General features: G+C 64.8%; 18 protein-coding genes. 10 read left to right on the top strand and 8 right to left on the bottom strand.

The features are described 5' to 3' along the window. Positions 1–159 precede the first annotated feature (159 nt). The gene (locus tag PP1Y_RS06285; protein WP_013831493.1) at positions 160–579 is read left to right on the top strand and encodes a group II truncated hemoglobin; all 420 of its coding nucleotides are present in this window, start codon (positions 160–162) and stop codon (positions 577–579) included. 85 nt (positions 580–664) lie between these two features. After that, complete coding sequence (locus tag PP1Y_RS06280) at positions 665–1,312, top strand: YoaK family protein (RefSeq protein ID WP_013831492.1); 648 nt, start codon at positions 665–667, stop codon at positions 1,310–1,312. Here the strand turns inward: PP1Y_RS06280 and PP1Y_RS06275 are convergent. The 6 genes from PP1Y_RS06275 to PP1Y_RS06250 all read right to left on the bottom strand — a co-directional run bounded on the left by PP1Y_RS06275 (position 1,296) and on the right by PP1Y_RS06250 (position 7,658). Next, entirely contained in the window at positions 1,296–1,577 is a 282-nt protein-coding gene (locus PP1Y_RS06275; protein WP_041558630.1) for a DUF167 domain-containing protein, read from the bottom strand. The two genes, PP1Y_RS06280 and PP1Y_RS06275, sit on opposite strands and share 17 nt — an antisense overlap. Then, on the bottom strand, positions 1,577–2,140 hold the full coding sequence (locus PP1Y_RS06270) for a gamma carbonic anhydrase family protein (RefSeq protein ID WP_013831491.1): 564 nt from the start codon (positions 2,138–2,140) through the stop codon (positions 1,577–1,579). Before PP1Y_RS06270 ends, PP1Y_RS06275 begins: the two co-directional genes overlap by 1 nt. Beyond that, entirely contained in the window at positions 2,137–4,350 is a 2,214-nt protein-coding gene (locus PP1Y_RS06265) for a fused MFS/spermidine synthase (RefSeq protein ID WP_013831490.1), read from the bottom strand. Before PP1Y_RS06265 ends, PP1Y_RS06270 begins: the two co-directional genes overlap by 4 nt. 10 nt (positions 4,351–4,360) lie before the next feature. Beyond that, complete coding sequence (locus PP1Y_RS06260) at positions 4,361–4,936, bottom strand: GNAT family N-acetyltransferase (RefSeq protein ID WP_013831489.1); 576 nt, start codon at positions 4,934–4,936, stop codon at positions 4,361–4,363. Then, on the bottom strand, positions 4,929–5,924 hold the full coding sequence (gene hemB, locus PP1Y_RS06255; protein WP_013831488.1) for a porphobilinogen synthase: 996 nt from the start codon (positions 5,922–5,924) through the stop codon (positions 4,929–4,931). Before hemB ends, PP1Y_RS06260 begins: the two co-directional genes overlap by 8 nt. Positions 5,925–5,996: 72 nt before the next feature. After that, positions 5,997–7,658 (bottom strand): M23 family metallopeptidase, encoded by a 1,662-nt coding sequence (locus PP1Y_RS06250; RefSeq protein WP_013831487.1) that lies wholly within the window; start codon positions 7,656–7,658, stop codon positions 5,997–5,999. Between the two features lie 166 nt (positions 7,659–7,824). On the opposite strand from PP1Y_RS06250, the gene PP1Y_RS06245 reads away from it, so the two are divergent. The 5 genes from PP1Y_RS06245 to PP1Y_RS06225 all read left to right on the top strand — a co-directional run bounded on the left by PP1Y_RS06245 (position 7,825) and on the right by PP1Y_RS06225 (position 12,434). Beyond that, a complete protein-coding gene (locus PP1Y_RS06245) occupies positions 7,825–10,389 on the top strand; it encodes a helicase-related protein (RefSeq protein ID WP_013831486.1) in 2,565 nt (854 codons plus the stop codon). Between the two features lie 29 nt (positions 10,390–10,418). Beyond that, positions 10,419–10,712, top strand: a complete 294-nt coding sequence (locus tag PP1Y_RS06240; protein ID WP_013831485.1) for an RNA-binding S4 domain-containing protein — start codon at positions 10,419–10,421, stop codon at positions 10,710–10,712. Between the two features lie 19 nt (positions 10,713–10,731). Continuing rightward, positions 10,732–11,070 (top strand): ferredoxin FdxA, encoded by a 339-nt coding sequence (gene fdxA, locus PP1Y_RS06235; protein WP_007012628.1) that lies wholly within the window; start codon positions 10,732–10,734, stop codon positions 11,068–11,070. A gap of 324 nt (positions 11,071–11,394) precedes the next feature. Next, the gene (locus PP1Y_RS06230; protein ID WP_013831484.1) at positions 11,395–11,928 is read left to right on the top strand and encodes a CarD family transcriptional regulator; all 534 of its coding nucleotides are present in this window, start codon (positions 11,395–11,397) and stop codon (positions 11,926–11,928) included. Between the two features lie 188 nt (positions 11,929–12,116). Next, positions 12,117–12,434, top strand: a complete 318-nt coding sequence (locus tag PP1Y_RS06225) for a hypothetical protein (protein ID WP_013831483.1) — start codon at positions 12,117–12,119, stop codon at positions 12,432–12,434. 18 nt (positions 12,435–12,452) lie between these two features. Here PP1Y_RS06225 and PP1Y_RS06220 read toward each other — a convergent pair whose 3' ends face one another. Continuing rightward, the gene (locus PP1Y_RS06220; protein ID WP_013831482.1) at positions 12,453–13,418 is read right to left on the bottom strand and encodes an L-threonylcarbamoyladenylate synthase; all 966 of its coding nucleotides are present in this window, start codon (positions 13,416–13,418) and stop codon (positions 12,453–12,455) included. 91 nt (positions 13,419–13,509) lie between these two features. On the opposite strand from PP1Y_RS06220, the gene PP1Y_RS06215 reads away from it, so the two are divergent. Then, positions 13,510–14,334 carry a DUF815 domain-containing protein gene (locus tag PP1Y_RS06215; protein ID WP_013831481.1) on the top strand — a complete coding sequence of 275 codons (825 nt, stop codon included), beginning with the start codon at positions 13,510–13,512 and terminating at the stop codon, positions 14,332–14,334. A 10-nt stretch (positions 14,335–14,344) separates the two neighbouring features. On the opposite strand, the gene PP1Y_RS06210 is transcribed toward PP1Y_RS06215, so the two are convergent. Continuing rightward, positions 14,345–15,808 carry a sorbosone dehydrogenase family protein gene (locus PP1Y_RS06210; protein WP_013831480.1) on the bottom strand — a complete coding sequence of 488 codons (1,464 nt, stop codon included), beginning with the start codon at positions 15,806–15,808 and terminating at the stop codon, positions 14,345–14,347. Positions 15,809–15,870: 62 nt separating this feature from the next. Between PP1Y_RS06210 and PP1Y_RS06205 the strand changes: the two genes are divergently transcribed. Both PP1Y_RS06205 and PP1Y_RS06200 read left to right on the top strand, forming a co-directional pair. Beyond that, the gene (locus PP1Y_RS06205; protein WP_013831479.1) at positions 15,871–16,353 is read left to right on the top strand and encodes a GAF domain-containing protein; all 483 of its coding nucleotides are present in this window, start codon (positions 15,871–15,873) and stop codon (positions 16,351–16,353) included. 136 nt (positions 16,354–16,489) lie between these two features. After that, entirely contained in the window at positions 16,490–17,110 is a 621-nt protein-coding gene (locus tag PP1Y_RS06200; RefSeq protein WP_013831478.1) for a glycine zipper 2TM domain-containing protein, read from the top strand. Positions 17,111–17,193 lie beyond the last annotated feature (83 nt).

Raw genomic sequence — 17,193 nt, 5'->3', positions numbered from 1 at the left:
TGAAGGGGCGGGCGCCGAGAGGTCTCCGCCCCTTTTCTGTGCGCCCCTCATTTCGTCCAGTCCCGGTCTGCGAGACGATCCTCCACGGTTTGACCGCGATCAAGTTCCACGTGAAACGCATCGGCTATGCGACGAGGATAGCCCCCACTTGCGGAGAAGATGTCAGTGTCGAGCCAAGCCCCCGTCGTCGATGAATCCCAAACTCCCGATACCCCATTCTATCGCCTCGGCGGCGCGGCGGTGTTCGAAGCCATCTGCAACCGCTTCTACGACCTGATGGACGAAGACCCGCAATATGCCGAGCTGCGCGCGATGCATGCCGAGGACCTTGGCCCGATGCGCAAGGCCCTGCCCCAGTTCCTTGCCGGTTGGGCCGGCGGCCCGCGCGACTGGTTCGAGGCCGTCCCCGGACGCTGCATGATGAGCGTGCACAAACCCTTCGCCATCAACAGGGCCGTTGCCGAGCAATGGGCCGATGCAATGAACCGGGCCGTCTACGATGTCGCACCCGAACCGGCGGACATGGCCAAGGCGATGGGCGAAGTTCTCGGCAATCTCGCGCGCGGCATGGGGCGCTGAGCCGAATCTGCGGGTCGCGCCTGCGCACATCGCCTCCTTTCAGATCACACTCGCCAGACGGACAGGCACGCGATAGGTTGCGCAGGTGAACTCGCTAGACCCACCGCGACAGGCCCTCGCTACCGCGCTTGCCGCGCTCGCCGGATACGTCGATGCCGTGGGGTTTCTGTCGGCAGATCGCTATTTCGTATCGTTCATGTCAGGCAACACGACGCGCCTGGCCACCGACCTCATTGCCGAAGGACCGCACCGCGCGCTTGTCCCGGCGCTGCTGATCCTCGGGTTCGTACTGGGCGTGGCGATGGGCAATATAGTCGCACACAAGGCGGGCCGATGGCGCAAGCCCGCCGTCCTCTCGCTCGTTACCGCGCTCCTCGCATTGGCCGCGCTTCTGGCACTGTCGGAATATCTCGAAGCGATGATGGCCATGCTCGTCTTCGCCATGGGCGCGCTTAACAACACGATGCAGCGCAACGAGACGCCCGTGGCGCTGACTTACCTCACCGGAGCGCTGGTCCGCATCGGTCAGGGCCTGGGCGGCATGCTAACCGGACGCGGAGCGAACGGCATTGCCGGCTTCCTCGCCCTTTGGCTGGCACTGGCCGGCGGCGCGGCGCTCGGCGCGACGATGTTCCTGCGGGTCGGTGCAGCCTGCCTGCCCCTCGCCGTACTCGCCGCAGGGTTGCTCTCGGTTGCGGGTTGGCGAATCGCCCGCGTCAGTCGCGAATCCTGAACTGCTTCTCGCGAGAAGTTGCGCCGCGCAACAACTCCAGCCGCGACGGGGCCAGGCCAAGGGCGCCCGCAAGCAGTTCGCGCACGGCATCGTTGGCCTTGCCGTCCTGCGGCTTGGCCCGAACCTTGGCGAGCAGCCTGCCCGCCGCGATTTCCAACCCTTCGACCTTTGCGCCGGGAGTAACACGGACCGCCAGGCGATTCTCCGCATCGACCAGCGCCCGAAGCGCCTGTGCATCGGGGAGTGCCGGCCTGGGCCTTGCCATCAGCCCGCGACGCCGAGCGCTTCGGCGTGGTTGCGGCCATTGATCACATAACCGGCGACGCTCTTGCGATTGGCGGCAATCGCCTCATCGGACAGATCGCGCATGAACTTGGCCGGACGCCCAATCCAAAGCTGGCGGGCACCGATGCGCTTGCCGGTCAACTGCGCCCCGGCGGCGAGCATGCCGTCGGTCTCGATATGGCTGCCGTCCATCACGATCGCGCCAAGGCCGACGAAGGCGCTGTCTTCCAGCGTGCAGCCATGGACCATCGCCATGTGGCCGATCAGCACGTCCTCTCCGATCAGCGTCGGATAGCCTTCGGGTCGCCCCGCCTTGGGGCTGTCGCAATGAACGACGGTACCATCCTGGATATTGGTGCGCGCGCCGATGACGATGCGGTTCACGTCCGCGCGGATCACGCAATTGTACCAGATGCTCACGTCGGGGCCGATTTCGACATCGCCGACGATCCGGCAGCCCGGCGCGATGAAGGCGCTGGAGTGGATCTTCGGAGCCTTGCCGTGGATGGCGGCGACGGTGATGTCGTTGCGGTTCTCGATCATGGGTATCCTATCAGCCTGGACCAGCGGATGAACGGCAGAATAGAGGCATGGTCGTCCGTCCAGGGCCTCTGTGCCGGTGCTTGAAGCCGACTCCATGGGCTATCGGGATGCATCTTCGCAAGCTCGTTGATTGAAGAGCTGTCGCGCGAAAGGGCGATCCAGTGCGACGGCGTATAGAGGTCGAGGTTCTCCGGCCAGTCCTGGCGGACACGCGCGGTCAGCCCTTCGCTGCGGGCCAGGGCCGCGATGACCGGCTCCAGTTCCACGTAGCGGTTCGAGATATGCATGAGCAGGACCCCGCGCTCGCTCAACGCGCGCAAGTACACCTGCAGGGCCTCTTGGGTAAGCAGGTGAAGCGGGATGGCATCGGACGAAAAGGCATCTATCACCAGCATGTCGAACCGGCGCGGCGGCACCGCTTCCAGCTCCAGCCGGGCATCGCCCAGGATCACCCGCGCCCGCGGCGCGCAGTCGCGCAGGTAGGTGAACTTGCCCGAGGTCGAATAGTGCAGGATGACGGGATCGATCTCGAAGAAGGTCCAGTCCTGGCCCGGCTTGGCGTAACAGGCCAGCGACCCGGTGCCGAGCCCGACGACCCCGATCCGCGCCGATTCACCCTCCAGCCGATCCGCCGATGCCAGCGCCAGGCCGACGCCGGACCTTGGTCCGTAATAGGTCAGGGGCATGCGCCGCTTGTCCGGTTCGAGCGACTGCTGGCCATGCAGCGTCGTGCCGTGGCTCAGTATGCGAAGGCCAGAGGAACGATAGTCGCGCACGGTATAGATGCCGAAGTAACTGCGCGTACGCTGGCCCTCGTAGCTCGACATGATCGTGAGCAGGCCGCCCTGCCCGAGCATCGCCAGCAGCAGCACTGCCACGAAAGCCCAGCGCCAGCCCATGACCATCACGCCGGTCCCGGTGAGGAAGACCGTCAGCAGCATCGCGGTCATCGTCGTGCCGGGTTCGGTAAAGAGATCGAAGAGCTGGACCGAAAGGAACAGCGCCAGCAGCAGGAGAAGCACGAGCGCGATCCGGGCCAGCCTCTGGTCGAGGCCTTCCATGCGGCGCCAGCGCAGGATTTCATCGAGCGGGACAAGCAGGGCCGCACCGAGAATCAGCAGGGGATGTTCCCAGGACCAGTCGAATACGAGCGGCGCGACAAGTGCCGTGAACAGGCCGCCCAGGGCCCCGCCGGCCGACATGATCAGGTAGAAGCCGGTCAGGTACCCTGCATCCGGGCGCAAGTCATAGAGCCGGGCATGGAGAGCGACCGAAACTACAAAGAGCAGCACGCAGCTCCCGCCTGCCAGCAGCAGCGCCCCCGACCCGTCGGCCAGCATCGCGTAGCTTCCGGCGAAAAGCAGGACGACAGGCGCGACGAATGTCAGGACGCCAGCGAGAGCGCGGCGATCGGCAAAGGCGACGACGAAACTGAGCAGGTAGAGCCCAAGCGGAATCACCCAAAGCAGCGGTGACGCGAAGATGTCTGTGGTCAGATGGGTCGTCGTCGAGAGCATCAGTCCCGAGGGGATCGCCGCCAGGGCAAGCCAGTGCAGCTTGCGACGCCATGACGTCACCTCGCTTGCGCGCAGCAGCGGTGCGCTCGGTCTTGCGGCGTCGACAGTCTTGCGGCGGGACCATGCGCAGGCAGCGACCAGGAGGATCAGCAGGCCATATCCCATGGCCCAGACGAGGCTCTGGCCGTGCAGCGCCAGCAAGGGTTCGACCACGAGCGGATAGGCGACCAGTCCGGCGAAGCTGCCGAGATTCGACGCGGCGTAGAGCGCCCAGGGCTGCCCGGCGCGGGAATCGGCAGCGAACCAGCGCTGCATCAGCGGCGCCTGTGCGGCGATGAGGAAAAATACCGGGCCGACCGTCAGCAGGAGCAGCCAGGGCACCCAGATCGCCTCCCAGCCGGGCTCGGGCGAAGCCACTTGCGCCAGCGCGATCGGCAGGGTCGTGGCGGCGATGCACAGGGCGATCAGGTGGATGACAGCCTGCCGCCACAAGGGCTTTCGCGAAAGCCAGTGCGCATAGCCGTATCCGGCAAGAAGGAGCGCCTGATAGACCAGCATCGCGCTGTTCCAGACATTGGGCGCACCGCCCAGCCGCGGCAGGGCCATGCGCGCGACCATCGGCTCGACCATGAACAGCAGGAAACTGCCGACAAGGATTGTCAGGATGAAGAGCGCGCGGTCGGACCTGCCCATGGCCTGCGTCTCAATCGTGGCGCGCGCGCCACTCCCCGGAAGTGATCGACCAGGCAAGCGTATCGCAAAGGGGCGGGTCGAACCGGCTGTCGACATAATCGAGGTCGGTGCGGCGGCGCATCCCCAGGCGTTCCATCAGCCCCCAGCTCGCCGTGTTTTCGCTGACCGTGATCGCCACGATCTCCTGCGCGCCGAAGCGCTCGAAGCCGGCATCGAGCGAGGCAATGGCCGCTTCCTTGGCATAGCCCTTGCCCCATGCCTCCTCGCGCAGGCGCCAGCCGATCTCGAAGCCGCCGGGGAACGTACTCTCGGGGGCATTACCACGCTTGAGGCCGCAAAAGCCCAGAAGCTCTCCGGACAGATGGCCCCCATCGGCCTTGCGCTCGACCAGCCAGAAGCAGTGACCATGCTCATCTTCGCAGCCGATCACCGCGTCATAAAGCTGTTCGAGCCGCTCATCGGACAGCAGTCCTCCCAGCCAGCGCATCACCGCAGGCGTATTGGTAACCTGCGCAAAGCGCGCGAGATCGGGTCTCGTCCAGGAACGCAGGACGAGACGCCCGGTCTCGAGGCGAAAGTCAGCCATGGAGCAATCGCGCCGCATGGGCGGCGTGATAGGTCAGCACGCCCGAGCAGCCGGCACGCTTGAATGCCATGAGCGTCTCCAGCACCAGCGCGTCGCGGTCGCCCGCCCCGGCTGCCACGCTGGCCTCGATCATCGCGTACTCGCCCGAGACCTGGTAGGCAAAGACGGGGACTTCGAATGCCTCCTTCACCCGGCGCACGATATCGAGATAAGGCAGCCCCGGCTTTACCATCACGCTGTCGGCGCCTTCGGCCAGGTCCAGTTCGACCTCGCGCAGCGCTTCCTCGCCGTTGGCCGGGTCCATCTGGTAGGTCTTCTTGTCGCCCTTGAGCAGGCCGCGCGAACCCACGGCATCGCGGAACGGACCATAGAAGGCCGAAGCATATTTCGCTGCGTAGGACATGATCTGCACGTTGGCGTGCCCTTCGTCCTCCAGCGCATCGCGGATCGCGCCGATGCGTCCGTCCATCATGTCCGACGGCGCAATGATGTCCGCCCCGGCCGACGCCTGGTTGAGCGACTGGCCGACCAGGACCTCGACGGTCTCGTCATTGAGAACATAGCCGTTTGCATCGACGAGCCCGTCCTGGCCGTGGCTGGTATAGGGATCGAGCGCCACATCGGTAAGCAGTCCGACGCGATCGCCGAGTGCATCGCGCACGGCGCGCAGGGCACGGCACATGAGGTTGTCGGGATTGAGCGCTTCCTTGCCGTCGTCGCTGCGACGCTCGCGCTGGGTATTGGGGAACAGGGCAAGGCAGGGAATGCCCAGGTCCGCCGCTTCCCTGGCCCGCTCGACAATGCCGTCCACCGACCAGCGCGACACGCCGGGCAGCGAGGCGATCGGTTCTTCCACGCCCTGCCCTTCGGTCACGAAGAGCGGCCAGATCAGGTCGGCCGGAGTGAGTACGTTCTCGCGATGCATCGCACGGCTCCAGGCCGTGGCGCGGGTGCGGCGAAGTCGGGTGTGGGGATAGGATCCAGTCATCACCGGTGATTGCCGGAAAATCCCCAAAGGTTCAATCTGGGCAAAATGTCCCGCAGCACCGGCGCAGTGCGATCAGCCGACCTTCTTCGGCTCGAGCCGGTCGATCTCGCGGGTGTCCGCAGCCTGCTCCGCTTCGGGCCTTGCGAAGCTGTCGAGCGCCGCGCCGGGTTCAACCATCAGCAGCGCCTTCATGCGCTGCCTGAACTCGTCGCGTTCCTTGCCGTCGATTTGGGGGCGGGTGACGAGACGGATCGACAGGGGATCGACGGTCCTGCCGCCGCGATAGGCTTCGAAATGCAGGTGCGGCCCAGTCGACAGACCGGTGGACCCAACGTAACCGATCACCTGCCCCGCTCTTACGTGGGTACCGTTCTTCACCGCGATGCGGCTCATGTGGCCATAGCCGGTGCCGAGGCCGCCGCCGTGGTTGATCCGCACGTAATTGCCGTGGCCGCCATGGCGCCCTGCATAGGTGACCGTACCATCGCTCACGGCATAGATCGGCGAGCCGTAGGCGGCGCCGAAATCGACGCCGGCATGCATGCGCGTGTAGCCGAGAATCGGGTGACGGCGCATCCCGTAGCGCGAGGTGATCCGTCCCGCGACCGGCATCCCGATCGGCGCACTGCGCGTCTCGGCAAGGCCAGAGGCGGAGAACATCTGCCCGTCCTTGCCCCAACGCATGAGCTGGAGGCGCGGCTTCCCGTCGCGTTCGACACCCGCATAGAGCAGCTCGCCCACTTGGCGTTCGCCCTTGGCCGAACGCTTGTAGGAGAGGATCAGGTCAAATTCGTCATCCGCCGAAATGTCGTTTTCGAGCGAGAGATACTTGTCGACAGCACGCAGGTAGCTCTGGATCGCGGCGACCGGCGCCCCGGCATTGCGCGCCGATCGATAGAGGCTCGACCCGACGGTACCGCGAATGCGCAATGGGGTCGTATCGACGGCAATGGGATGGCGCACCAGAGCCAGCGCACCGTCATGGCGTTCGACCGAGAGATCGAGGTCGAAACGCGCGCGAAAGGCCATTTCGTCCAGCGGTCGCGAGGCGCCTTCGGTCGGGCGCTTGCCCAGAGTGATGTCGAACTGTGTACCCGAAGCGATGTCGGACAGCGGCACCGCACCGGAAATGAGATCGGAAACCTGAGAAATGTCGGTGTTGCCGACACCCGCCCGCTCCAGCATGCGGCGGAAGCTGTCGCCCTGCCCCAGTGTGGAGACCAGTTGGATCATTGGCCGTTCGGGCACTTTCGCCAGGGGGCGGACCAGCGGACTTGCCCCCATGTGGCGGCCGCTGTCGGCACCGAAGGCAAGCGGCGCGATGGTCTGGCTGCGGAATTCGTCGCGAACCCGGTCGTTGACCGGCATCGGCGTCGCCGCCTCTACTGACGAAAAGCTCGGTGAAAGGGCAATGGCGGCTGCGCTCAGGCCGAAGAGCGTGGCAAGACCGCGATACCAGCGCGGACTGCCGATGTCGGTGGCAAGATCGGGCGCAAGCTCGACCTTTTCGCACCACGATTCGATATCCTGCTTCCACGCCTGAATACGCTCTCGCAGGCCCGGACCGTCTGAAGCGGTTTCGCCGGAAGGAGTCGGAGTTGCAGGCTCGGCGCTCTCGGGCAGAACCTGGGCATGCGAGAGCGAGGCAGCCGATGCCGCACCGCCTGCATAGTCCCCTTCGGCCGAATTTCCGCCGTTCTCGTCAAGCGCCTTGAACAAAGGCCCCTTCCTCATCGCAACCCACAGGCTCAGGCCGAACCTGGCGCCCACCCCGGGCACTTTCTGCAAAAACCATGCCTGCTCAAGGTTAAGACCCCCCTAACTCTGTGGATTTCCACCCCCATACAGGACGAGTCGACCCTTGTACGCGGCCAGCGGCGATGCCACATTCGCTGGTGAAATGGTTCAGGACCGGAATGTAACGGCGCGCGGTGACGCTCCTTCAGGGGTGAAGGCCGTGCTCGGGCCGACCAACACCGGCAAGACTCACCTCGCCATCGAACGGATGTGCGCCCATTCCAGCGGCGCGATCGGCTTTCCGCTGCGCCTGCTGGCGCGTGAGGTTTACGACCGGGTCTGCGCCATCAAGGGTGAACAGAACGTCGCCCTGATCACCGGCGAGGAACGGATCGAGCCGAAGCACGCTCGCTACCTGCTGTGCACGGCCGAGGCGATGCCGGTGCTCGATCGCAGCCTTGCCTTCGTCGCCATCGACGAAGCGCAACTGGGGGCGGACCGCGAACGCGGCCACGTCTTCACGGACCGCCTGCTCCATGCCCGCGGCCGCGAGGAGACGATGATCCTCGGTTCCTCGACGCTCGAACCGATGGTCAGGGCGCTCGTACCGCGCGCCGAGATCGTCACCCGGCCCCGCTTCTCCACGCTCAGCCATGCCGGCGCGAAGAAACTCAGCCGCATTCCGCCGCGCAGCGCCATCGTCGCCTTCTCGACCGAGCAGGTCTATGCGATCGCCGAAATGCTGCGGCGCTTCCGAGGCGGGGCGGCCGTCGTCATGGGCGCGCTCAGCCCGCAGACGCGCAACGCGCAAGTCGCGCTCTACCAGTCTGGCGAAGTGGATTACCTTGTCGCCACCGACGCCATCGGCATGGGGCTCAACCTCGACGTCGAGCATGTCGCTTTCGCCGGGCTTTCCAAGTTCGACGGCGTCCGCCATCGCCGCCTCACCACGTCGGAAATGGCGCAGATCGCAGGACGCGCCGGGCGTCACCAGAAGGACGGCACGTTCGGCACCCTCACCGGTTCGGGCACGCACGATTCCGAATTCGATCCCGAAGAAATCTTCGCCATCGAAGAACACCGCTTCCCGCCGCTGACGAAACTGTTCTGGCGCGATGCGGAGCCGCGTTTCGACAGTATCGCCACCCTGATCGGCGACCTGGAGACCCCGCCCGACCTGCCCGAGCTGGTTCCGGCGCCCGAGGCCATCGACCTTTCCGTCCTCAAGCGCCTGTCCGAAGACCCACAGGTCGCCGATTCGGTTCGCGGCGCGGCGATGGTGCAGCGCTTCTGGGACGTGTGCCGCCTGCCCGATTTTCGCCAGCAAGGGGCAGAGACCCATTCACGCTTCGTCGCCCGCCTGTGGCAGGATCTGCGCCACGGCGAACTGGGCGCCGACTACGTTGCCAATGCCATTGCCCAGCTCGACCGCACCGGCGGCGACATCGACACCCTGCAGGGCCGCATCGCCGCGATCCGGTCCTGGGCCTATATCGCGCAGCGCCCCGACTGGGTTCTCGCGCGCGACGAAATGGCCGCAAGGGCCCGCGCGGTGGAGGCGCGTCTGTCCGATGCCCTCCATGGCAAACTTACCGAACGATTCATCAACCGACGGACTGCCGTACTCATGAAGAAACTGGGGCCCGATGCCGGGCTGCTCTCCGTGCGCATGGAAGACGAGGAAGTACTCGTCGAAGGCGAACACATCGGCTCGCTGCGCGGATTCGCCTTCCATGTCGATCCCGGCGCCCGCCTGTCCGACCGCAAGCTGCTGCTCGCCGCCGCGGAAAAGCACCTCACCGCCTTGCTGCAGAAGCGCGCCGACGAATTGACCGAGGCGATTCACGCGGGAAGCGCGGCCATCACGCTTGATCGCGGCAAACTCAAATGGGACGGGGAATCGCTTGGCACTCTCGCCCCGGGCCGCTCGCTCCTGTCGCCTGTCCTGGTCCCCGACCGCACGCTCGATGCGGTACCCGGACCCGCGCGCAAGGTGCTTGTGGCGGCGCTTGAGGCATGGCTCGACAATGCGCTGCAACCGCTGGCTCCATTGCTCAAGCTCGATGAAGCCAGCCGTTCCGAGGAAGCCGGCCCCGATCTCAGGGCCCTGCTCATCACTCTCGTCGAAGCTGGCGGCATGACGTCACGCGAGGATTCGGGCGTCGACAAACTGGACAAGCAGCGCCGCACGATGCTCTCGCGGCTCGGCGTGCGCGTTGGCGCGCTCGATGTTTTCTTGCCTGCGATGCTTCGCCCGGGCCCGATCGTGCTGTGGCGCGAACTCGCGCAGGTCTTCGGCAAGTCCCCGCGCGATGGGGCTCCCGAAGACGCGATGCCACCCGCCCTGCCCGCCAAGCGCCGCCAGCGCACGCCGGGTTATCGCAGTCTGGGCAAGCAGCTCGTACGTCTCGACATGGCCGAAAAGCTCCTGCGCGAAGCCCACGAGGCGCGCGGCGGCGGTAAGCCCGCGGGAAGCGGACGCAGCTTCGCGCTCGACCCGGCAAAGGCGGTGTCGATGGGCCTGACCACCGAAAGTTATGCCCGGCTACTTCGGCTTGCAGGCTTCCAGCCGATCATGCCGCGCCAGCTGGCCGAAGGCGCCCATGGCCCGCCGGCGCCGGTGCGCTGGCGCTGGCGTCCGCCGCGCCGTCACGTCGAGGAAACACGACCTCAGCCGGTGCGCAAGGACAATGCCTTTTCCATTCTTGCGGATATGGTGCGCAACTAGAGGGGATTCGCGGAGATGGAGGCCACCGCGTGAGGATCGACAAGCTGATCTGGTTCCTGCGTCTCGCCAAGACCCGCACCATCGCCCAGACAATGGCCGAAGAGGGCCATATGCGCCTTAACGGCAGGCGCGTGGAGCGCGCGCACCAGAAGGTTTCGACGGGCGATGTGCTCACCCTTGCGACCCCTTCCGGGGTGCGGGTGATCGAGATCGTGACCCTGCCGATCCGCCGCGGCCCCGCCCCGGAAGCGCAAGCCTGTTACAGAGTGCTTGACGGCGGGGCAGATAATCCCATAGCAGCGGCCTTCCGTAACGAGGCCTGATGAAGAGGATACCGCCTCCATGACCTATGTCGTCACCGACGCCTGCATCAAGTGCAAGTACATGGACTGCGTGGAAGTCTGCCCAGTGGACTGCTTCTACGAAGGCGAGAACATGCTCGTCATCAATCCCAGTGAATGCATCGACTGCGGCGTCTGCGAACCGGAATGCCCAGCCGAAGCCATCCTTCCCGACACCGAAAGCGGTCTCGAGCAGTGGATGGAACTGAACACGAAGTACTCGGCCGAATGGCCGAATCTCACGTCCAAGAAAGATTCGCCGGAAGATGCCGACGAGTACAAGGGCGTGGAAGGCAAGTTCGAGAAGTTCTTCTCGCCCGAGCCCGGCGAGGGCGACTGAGGCCCGATCTTTCCGGGGGTTCGCCCCCGGAAACAGACGTATCCGCCTGAGGATACGTCGTTCATCGGCATGCCGGGGGCTCGCTGAACCTAATGGTTCGCGCCCCTCTGGCAATTTTGTCACATGTATGCTATATAATAGGTCAACTGCCCGGGCCGTCTGCCCGTTTGGCAGGCGTTTCAGTGCGAGGCAGGGATTCGAGAGCAAGCGGTTGGGGGAGTATCTGACCGGGCGGCGGAGGCGGCTGACACGCTTCCAAGTCGCACCCCCGGTTATCTCCCGACAAAGGTATGGCGCTCGGACCTGCAGGTGAAAGGACGATACATGGCAACCAAGGCCGATGCCTTCGATGTTGGAGATTACGTCGTTTATCCAAAGCACGGCGTAGGCCGTGTGATCGAGTTGCAAAAGCAGGAAATTGCCGGAATGCAGCTCGAGCTTTATGTGCTGCGTTTCGAAAAGGAACGCATGACGCTGCGTGTTCCCGTGAACAAGGTTGAATCGATCGGCATGCGCAAGCTGTCTTCGGACAAGACCCTGCGCGAAGCACTCGATACCCTCAAGGGCAAGCCCAAGGTGAAGCGCACCATGTGGTCGCGGCGTGCCCAGGAATACGAAGCCAAGATCAACTCGGGCGATCTCGTCTCTATCGCGGAAGTCACGCGCGACCTGTTCCGCGCCGACGACCAGCCGGAGCAGAGCTATTCCGAACGTCAGATCTTCGAGGCTGCGTCCTCGCGTCTGGCCCGCGAACTCGCGGCCATGGAAAAGACTGACGAGCCGGCCGCTCTGCAGAAGATCCTCGCGATCCTCAACGAGTACGCTCCGAAGTACTACGAGAGCGCCGAAACCGCCTGAGCGGGGGTGGTTCGACACTGACGAAGGGGCCGCTTCCGCAAGGAGGCGGCCCTTTTCACATGACGGGTCGCGCGGTCACCCCTCCCCCTTCCAAAGTTGCGCGGCGCAATTTCTGTCGCTTGTCGCGCGGCGTTCATTGCGATGACATGCAGAACATGACAGGTTCCGCGCCGATGACCTTGCGCCTCATGCCCTCTGCCCTGCTCACCCTTGCCACGGCCCCGCTGCTGGGCGGGTGCGTGTCCACCGTCGCCAAAGTGGCAACCGCCCCCGTGCGTGTTGCCGGCAAGGGAGTGGACATGATGACGACCAGCCAGTCCGAGGCCGACGAGAAACGCGGCCGCGAACTACGCCGGCGTGAGGAACGCCTCGGAAGCCTGCAACGCGAATACGATCGCCACTTGCGCGAATGCAACGAGGGCGATAGCCGCTCGTGTCTCAAGGCGCGTGACGACTATGCGGAGATCCAGCAGATACTCCCGACAGTCCCGGTCGAACGCCGCTGATTCCCGCAACAGGGGCCGTCAGGCAGCGGCCCGGCGCAGGCGGTCGTTGATGGCCTTGCCTATTCCATCCTCGGGTATCGGCGCCACGGCAATTCTCGGCTGCGGCGCAGCGGCGCCCTCATGCAGCAGCGCGTAGAGCCGCGATGCGGCCTCCAGGAGATCGCCCGCGACCGATAGCGTGACCTCACCTGGAACATCCGCGAAACCGATATGGAACTCATCCGCTTCGGCGGCTTGCGCGTCGAGCCGCACTGGCTTGCCCGGCGCATAATGGCTGGCCAGCTGCCCGGGCGCCTCGATTGCATGTGACGTCACGACGTCACTGTTCGAACCCAGGACGGCGGAAATCTCAGACTCCGGGATCGGACCGGGACGCAGTACCTGCCAACGCCCACCTTCGCGCAAGGCGATGATCGTCGATTCGAGCCCGGCCTCGCACGCTCCGCCATCGAGAACGGCATCGATCCTGCCCCCCAACGATTCCACCACGTGAGAAGGTGTCGTCGGGCTGACCCCGCCACTGCGATTGGCCGAAGGCGCGGCAAGCGGGAGGCGAGTCTCTGCAATCACCGAACGCATGACGGGATGCGCCGGACAGCGCAGCGCAACGGTCGGCAGGCCGGCGGTCACGGCAGCGGCCAGCGGCGCGTCGTCCTGCACCGGCAGCACCATGGTCAGGGCGCCCGGCCAGAATCGCTCGGCCAGCAACAGGGCACGCTCGTCGAACACGGCCAGTCGCCGGGCCGAGTCCAGATCCGCGACGTGCACGATCAACGGGTTGAAGCTGGGCCGTCCCTTGGCGCAATAGATCGAGGCCACTGCTTCATCGCGGTCTGCGCGGGCCGCGAGCCCGTAGACCGTCTCGGTCGGCAGCGCGACAAGGCCCCCCTCGCGCAGCAGGCGTGCCGCCTCGGCAATACCATGCGGATCTGAAGACAGCAGGGCAGGCCGACCTGCCGGACTATGCTCGCTGGATTGGGCCATGGACCGCCGCTATAGGCGGTTGTGCAAAATGCCAAGGAAAAGCGCACCATGTGGTGCGCTGCTCTCGCAAACGAAGCAAAGAAATGACGTCATGACGCAAACCGACCTGCTTGTCCGTATCGCCGACGCACTGGAGCGCATTGCCCCGCCGCCCGCCCCCGAAACCGACTGGCTGGCCCATCCCGCCTATGTCTGGACTGGGCAGGCGGCACGCGCCGTCGATACGCTCGAGGCCCCTGCCCTCGATCTCCTGCGCGGAATCGACGATCAGAAGCAGCGGGTCGTCACCAATGTCACGCGTCTGGCTGCCGGCTTCGCATCGCACGACATGCTCCTGTGGGGATCGCGCGGCATGGGCAAGTCAGCCGTGCTGCGCGCCGCGATCCGGGCCGCACAACAGGATCATCCGGGCCGCATCGCCCTCGTCCAGGTGGCGCAGGAGGCCCTTTCAGGGGTTACAGGACTGTTTTCGACGCTAGGCAAGATCGATCGCCAGTTCCTCGTCTTCGTCGACGATCTCGGCTTCGAAGAAAGCGAAACCAGCGGGCCCCGACTGCTGCGCTCCTGGCTGGAAGGCGGGGTGGAGGCACGCCCGGCCAATGTCCGCCTCGCGGTCACGTCCAATCGCCGCGCCATCGTCGCGCGCACGATGTCCGAGCAGGACGACCCGATCAATCCGCGCGACGCCGTGGACGATCGCCTCGCTCTGGCCGACCGATTCGGCCTGTCGATCGGCTTCCACAACTGCGATCAGGACGCCTATCTCGCGATCATCGGCGGCTATGCCGATGAATTCGGACTGCAGTGGGATTCGGGCGACGCGCTCGAGTGGTCGCGCCGTCGCGGAGCCCGTTCTGGCCGCGTCGCCTGGCAATATGTCAACGAGCTTGCCGGACGCGCCGGCAAGGCTCTCTGAGCGTTCGCTTTCAGTTGTCCATCATTCCCCCGAGCAGCGCCTCGGGGGTAAGCTGGGTAGGATCCTTGAGATCGGTCTGCGGCTCTAGGTGGTCTGTCTCGACGCGCTTGATCCCTTCGGAAGGCTTTGCGCCCGGCGCCATCACCCGCCAGATTACACCCGCGGTATCGTCGCTCACCAGCAGCGCGCCGGTCTTGTCCCAGGTTACCCAGGTCGGACGGCCATGAGTCGAACCTTCCTTGTCGAGGAAGCCGGTCAGGACCCGCACCGGCTTCACGTCCTTGGGATTGCCGTTGGCATCGAAGGGAATGAAAACGACGTCATAGCCGACTGCGGGGCGGCGATTCCATGAACCGTGGCGGGCGATAAAGGCCCCGTTCGCGAAGTCCGGCCCCATGATGTTGCCGCCATTGGCGAAGACCATGCCCAACACGGCCGTATGGGCGCCCATCGCATACTCGGGCTTACGGGTATAGTCGCCCATGCCGTACTGCATCGGCCAGCTCACACGATCGTCGTAGACATTCTTCCAGTAGATCCAGGGCCAACCGTACTGGACGCCGACGGGGACGTTCGTGAAGTAGTCGGGAACGAGGTCCGGCCCGAGCATATCACGCTCCTGCACCGTGGCCCACATTTCCTCGGTCGAGGGGTTCCAGGCCATGCCATTGGGATTGCGCATGCCGGCGGCGAACTGGCGGCGATGCCCGGTATCGGTGTCGATCTCCCAGATCGCAGCGCGTCCAGCTTCCTCCTCCATCCCGTTATCGGCGATGTTGGTGGCCGAACCGACCGCAACATAGAGGTGCAGGCCATCCTCGCTCAGCAGCAGGTTGCGCATCCAGTGATTGCCGGCCGGCGGCAGGTCCATCAGCTTCTTCGGCGTGCCTTCCAGCCTGGTGGCACCCGCTTCGAAGGAAAATTCCAGCACAGCGTCATGATTTGCGACGTAGAGCTTGCCGTTGCCGTAGGCCATGCCGGAAGGCGAATGCATGTCTGCCGTACGGAAGTCGAAACGCTGATCTGCCTTGCCGTCGCCATCCTCGTCGCGCAGCAGGACGATCTTGTCGGGCGAAGGCACGCCCGCACCGACGCGGTCCATCATCCAGGTCATCACGGCGCCGGTGATGCCGCCCGGCTTGTTACCGGCAGGTGCATTGGTCTCCGCTACGAGAACGTCACCGTTAGGCAGCGTGATCATCGTGCGCGGATGGTCCAGCTTGTCAGCAAATCGGCTGACCGACAAACCCTTGGCCGCAATCGGCTTTTCACCCTCTGCCCAGCCGATGGTCTTGGGCAGGCTGACGCTGGGGATCCACTGCGGATCGGGATCGACCAACTTCGGATCCGTGCCTGCCGTCGCATCGCTGGGCAGATCCGAGCTGTTCGAGTACTGTGCCCAGGCTATCGCCCCGACAAGGACGACAAGGAGCACGGCGAAGACCACGAGGGCCTTTATGAGAAAGGAGCGCATGTTCTACGAGATAGGCTGCTGCCGGCTATGCAGCAACCTCGTGTTGAGCTAACGGAAGGGCCATGTTCGATTTCCAGACCGATAGCGCCCTAGACAAGCCCGAACTGTACGATGCCCTCGCCCAGGCAGCACAGGCGCTCGTCGATGGTGAGAGCGATTCCATTGCCAACATGGCCAATCTGGCCGCCGCGATCTGGCAATTCCTGCCCGACCTCAACTGGGCCGGATTCTACCGCAGCATGGGTGACGAACTCGTCCTCGGCCCGTTCATGGGCAAACCCGCCTGCATCCGCATTCCATTCGGCCAAGGGGTCTGCGGCACCGCTGCGGCAAGCGGACAAACGCAAGTCGTGCCCGATGTCCACGCCTTCCCCGGCCATATCGCCTGCGATGCCGAAACCCGGTCAGAACTGGTGGTGCCCGTCATCGTCGAAGGCAATGTCATTGCCGTGATCGATCTCGACAGCCCGATCCCGGGCCGTTTCGACCAAGTGGATGCCGCCGGACTGGAGCGCCTCGCCCGGGTCGCAGCAAAGGCGATCTGAACCGCTATCCGGTGCATCGAAACGGGACATGATCGAAGGAGGTATGCCCAGGCGCTTGGTTTTGCAGGCAAGACGATGCTAAATTTCGCGTTAACTAACGGGGCCATCCTTCCGGTCCTCGCGAAAGGGCATCCCGATGCGACTGCAACTCCTCGCCGCCGTAGGCACGGCACTGGTACTTTCGATTCAACCGGCCCTCGCCCAACCTGACGAAGGTTATGATGATGGCATGGCGCCGGCGATCCCCATGCATCAAGCCCGCCATGGCGAGACGCGCTACGCTTTCGATCCCGCGGCGCGCGATGCATGGCTCGCCGATTGCCGCACCCGGGTCGCCCATCGAGACTCCGGCCTGGGCGGCGCGTTGATTGGCGGAGCAGTCGGCGGACTGGCTGGCAATCGCATTGCCGGTCGCGGAAACCGCACCGTCGGGACGATTGCCGGTGCAGTCGTGGGCGCTGCTGTCGGCGCCGCAATCGACAAGGCCGAGGATGCCGGGCGCTACCGTGACGAGTGCGAGGGCTATCTGGACAACTACTACGCCTGGTACACCCGGGGTAGCAGCTATGCACCCGGCTATGCGTCCGCAACTTACGTCGCGCCCATGTCGCTACCCGAACCGGAATGCACCGAGACAGTCGAATATGTCTACGAAGATGTCCCGGAACGCCCCGCGCCCCGCAAGCGCTACATCCCACGGCCTGCGCCAGACAAACGTATCAAGGTTGTTCCCGACAAACGGGTTCCGATCAAGTAAGCGCAGTCGCAAGAAAAAGGTGGGATCGAAAATCTTCCGAACCCGCCTTTTCAACATGAATTTCAGTAACTTGATAGCCTTCC

This window comes from Novosphingobium sp. PP1Y, from assembly GCF_000253255.1.
In the GTDB taxonomy this organism is placed as follows: domain Bacteria; phylum Pseudomonadota; class Alphaproteobacteria; order Sphingomonadales; family Sphingomonadaceae; genus Novosphingobium.
This window is presented reverse-complemented; position numbering and strand designations above follow the sequence as displayed.

Coding starts and splice junctions, on each gene's coding strand:
- PP1Y_RS06285 (WP_013831493.1), top strand. CDS start 160: ATGTCAGTGTCGAGCCAAGCCCCCGTCGTCGATGAATCCCAAACTCCC.
- PP1Y_RS06275 (WP_041558630.1), bottom strand. CDS start 1,577: ATGGCAAGGCCCAGGCCGGCACTCCCCGATGCACAGGCGCTTCGGGCG.
- PP1Y_RS06270 (WP_013831491.1), bottom strand. CDS start 2,140: ATGATCGAGAACCGCAACGACATCACCGTCGCCGCCATCCACGGCAAG.
- PP1Y_RS06265 (WP_013831490.1), bottom strand. CDS start 4,350: ATGGGCAGGTCCGACCGCGCGCTCTTCATCCTGACAATCCTTGTCGGC.
- PP1Y_RS06260 (WP_013831489.1), bottom strand. CDS start 4,936: ATGGCTGACTTTCGCCTCGAGACCGGGCGTCTCGTCCTGCGTTCCTGG.
- hemB (WP_013831488.1), bottom strand. CDS start 5,924: ATGACTGGATCCTATCCCCACACCCGACTTCGCCGCACCCGCGCCACG.
- PP1Y_RS06250 (WP_013831487.1), bottom strand. CDS start 7,658: ATGAGGAAGGGGCCTTTGTTCAAGGCGCTTGACGAGAACGGCGGAAAT.
- PP1Y_RS06245 (WP_013831486.1), top strand. CDS start 7,825: ATGGTTCAGGACCGGAATGTAACGGCGCGCGGTGACGCTCCTTCAGGG.
- fdxA (WP_007012628.1), top strand. CDS start 10,732: ATGACCTATGTCGTCACCGACGCCTGCATCAAGTGCAAGTACATGGAC.
- PP1Y_RS06230 (WP_013831484.1), top strand. CDS start 11,395: ATGGCAACCAAGGCCGATGCCTTCGATGTTGGAGATTACGTCGTTTAT.
- PP1Y_RS06225 (WP_013831483.1), top strand. CDS start 12,117: ATGCCCTCTGCCCTGCTCACCCTTGCCACGGCCCCGCTGCTGGGCGGG.
- PP1Y_RS06220 (WP_013831482.1), bottom strand. CDS start 13,418: ATGGCCCAATCCAGCGAGCATAGTCCGGCAGGTCGGCCTGCCCTGCTG.
- PP1Y_RS06215 (WP_013831481.1), top strand. CDS start 13,510: ATGACGCAAACCGACCTGCTTGTCCGTATCGCCGACGCACTGGAGCGC.
- PP1Y_RS06210 (WP_013831480.1), bottom strand. CDS start 15,808: ATGCGCTCCTTTCTCATAAAGGCCCTCGTGGTCTTCGCCGTGCTCCTT.
- PP1Y_RS06205 (WP_013831479.1), top strand. CDS start 15,871: ATGTTCGATTTCCAGACCGATAGCGCCCTAGACAAGCCCGAACTGTAC.
- PP1Y_RS06200 (WP_013831478.1), top strand. CDS start 16,490: ATGCGACTGCAACTCCTCGCCGCCGTAGGCACGGCACTGGTACTTTCG.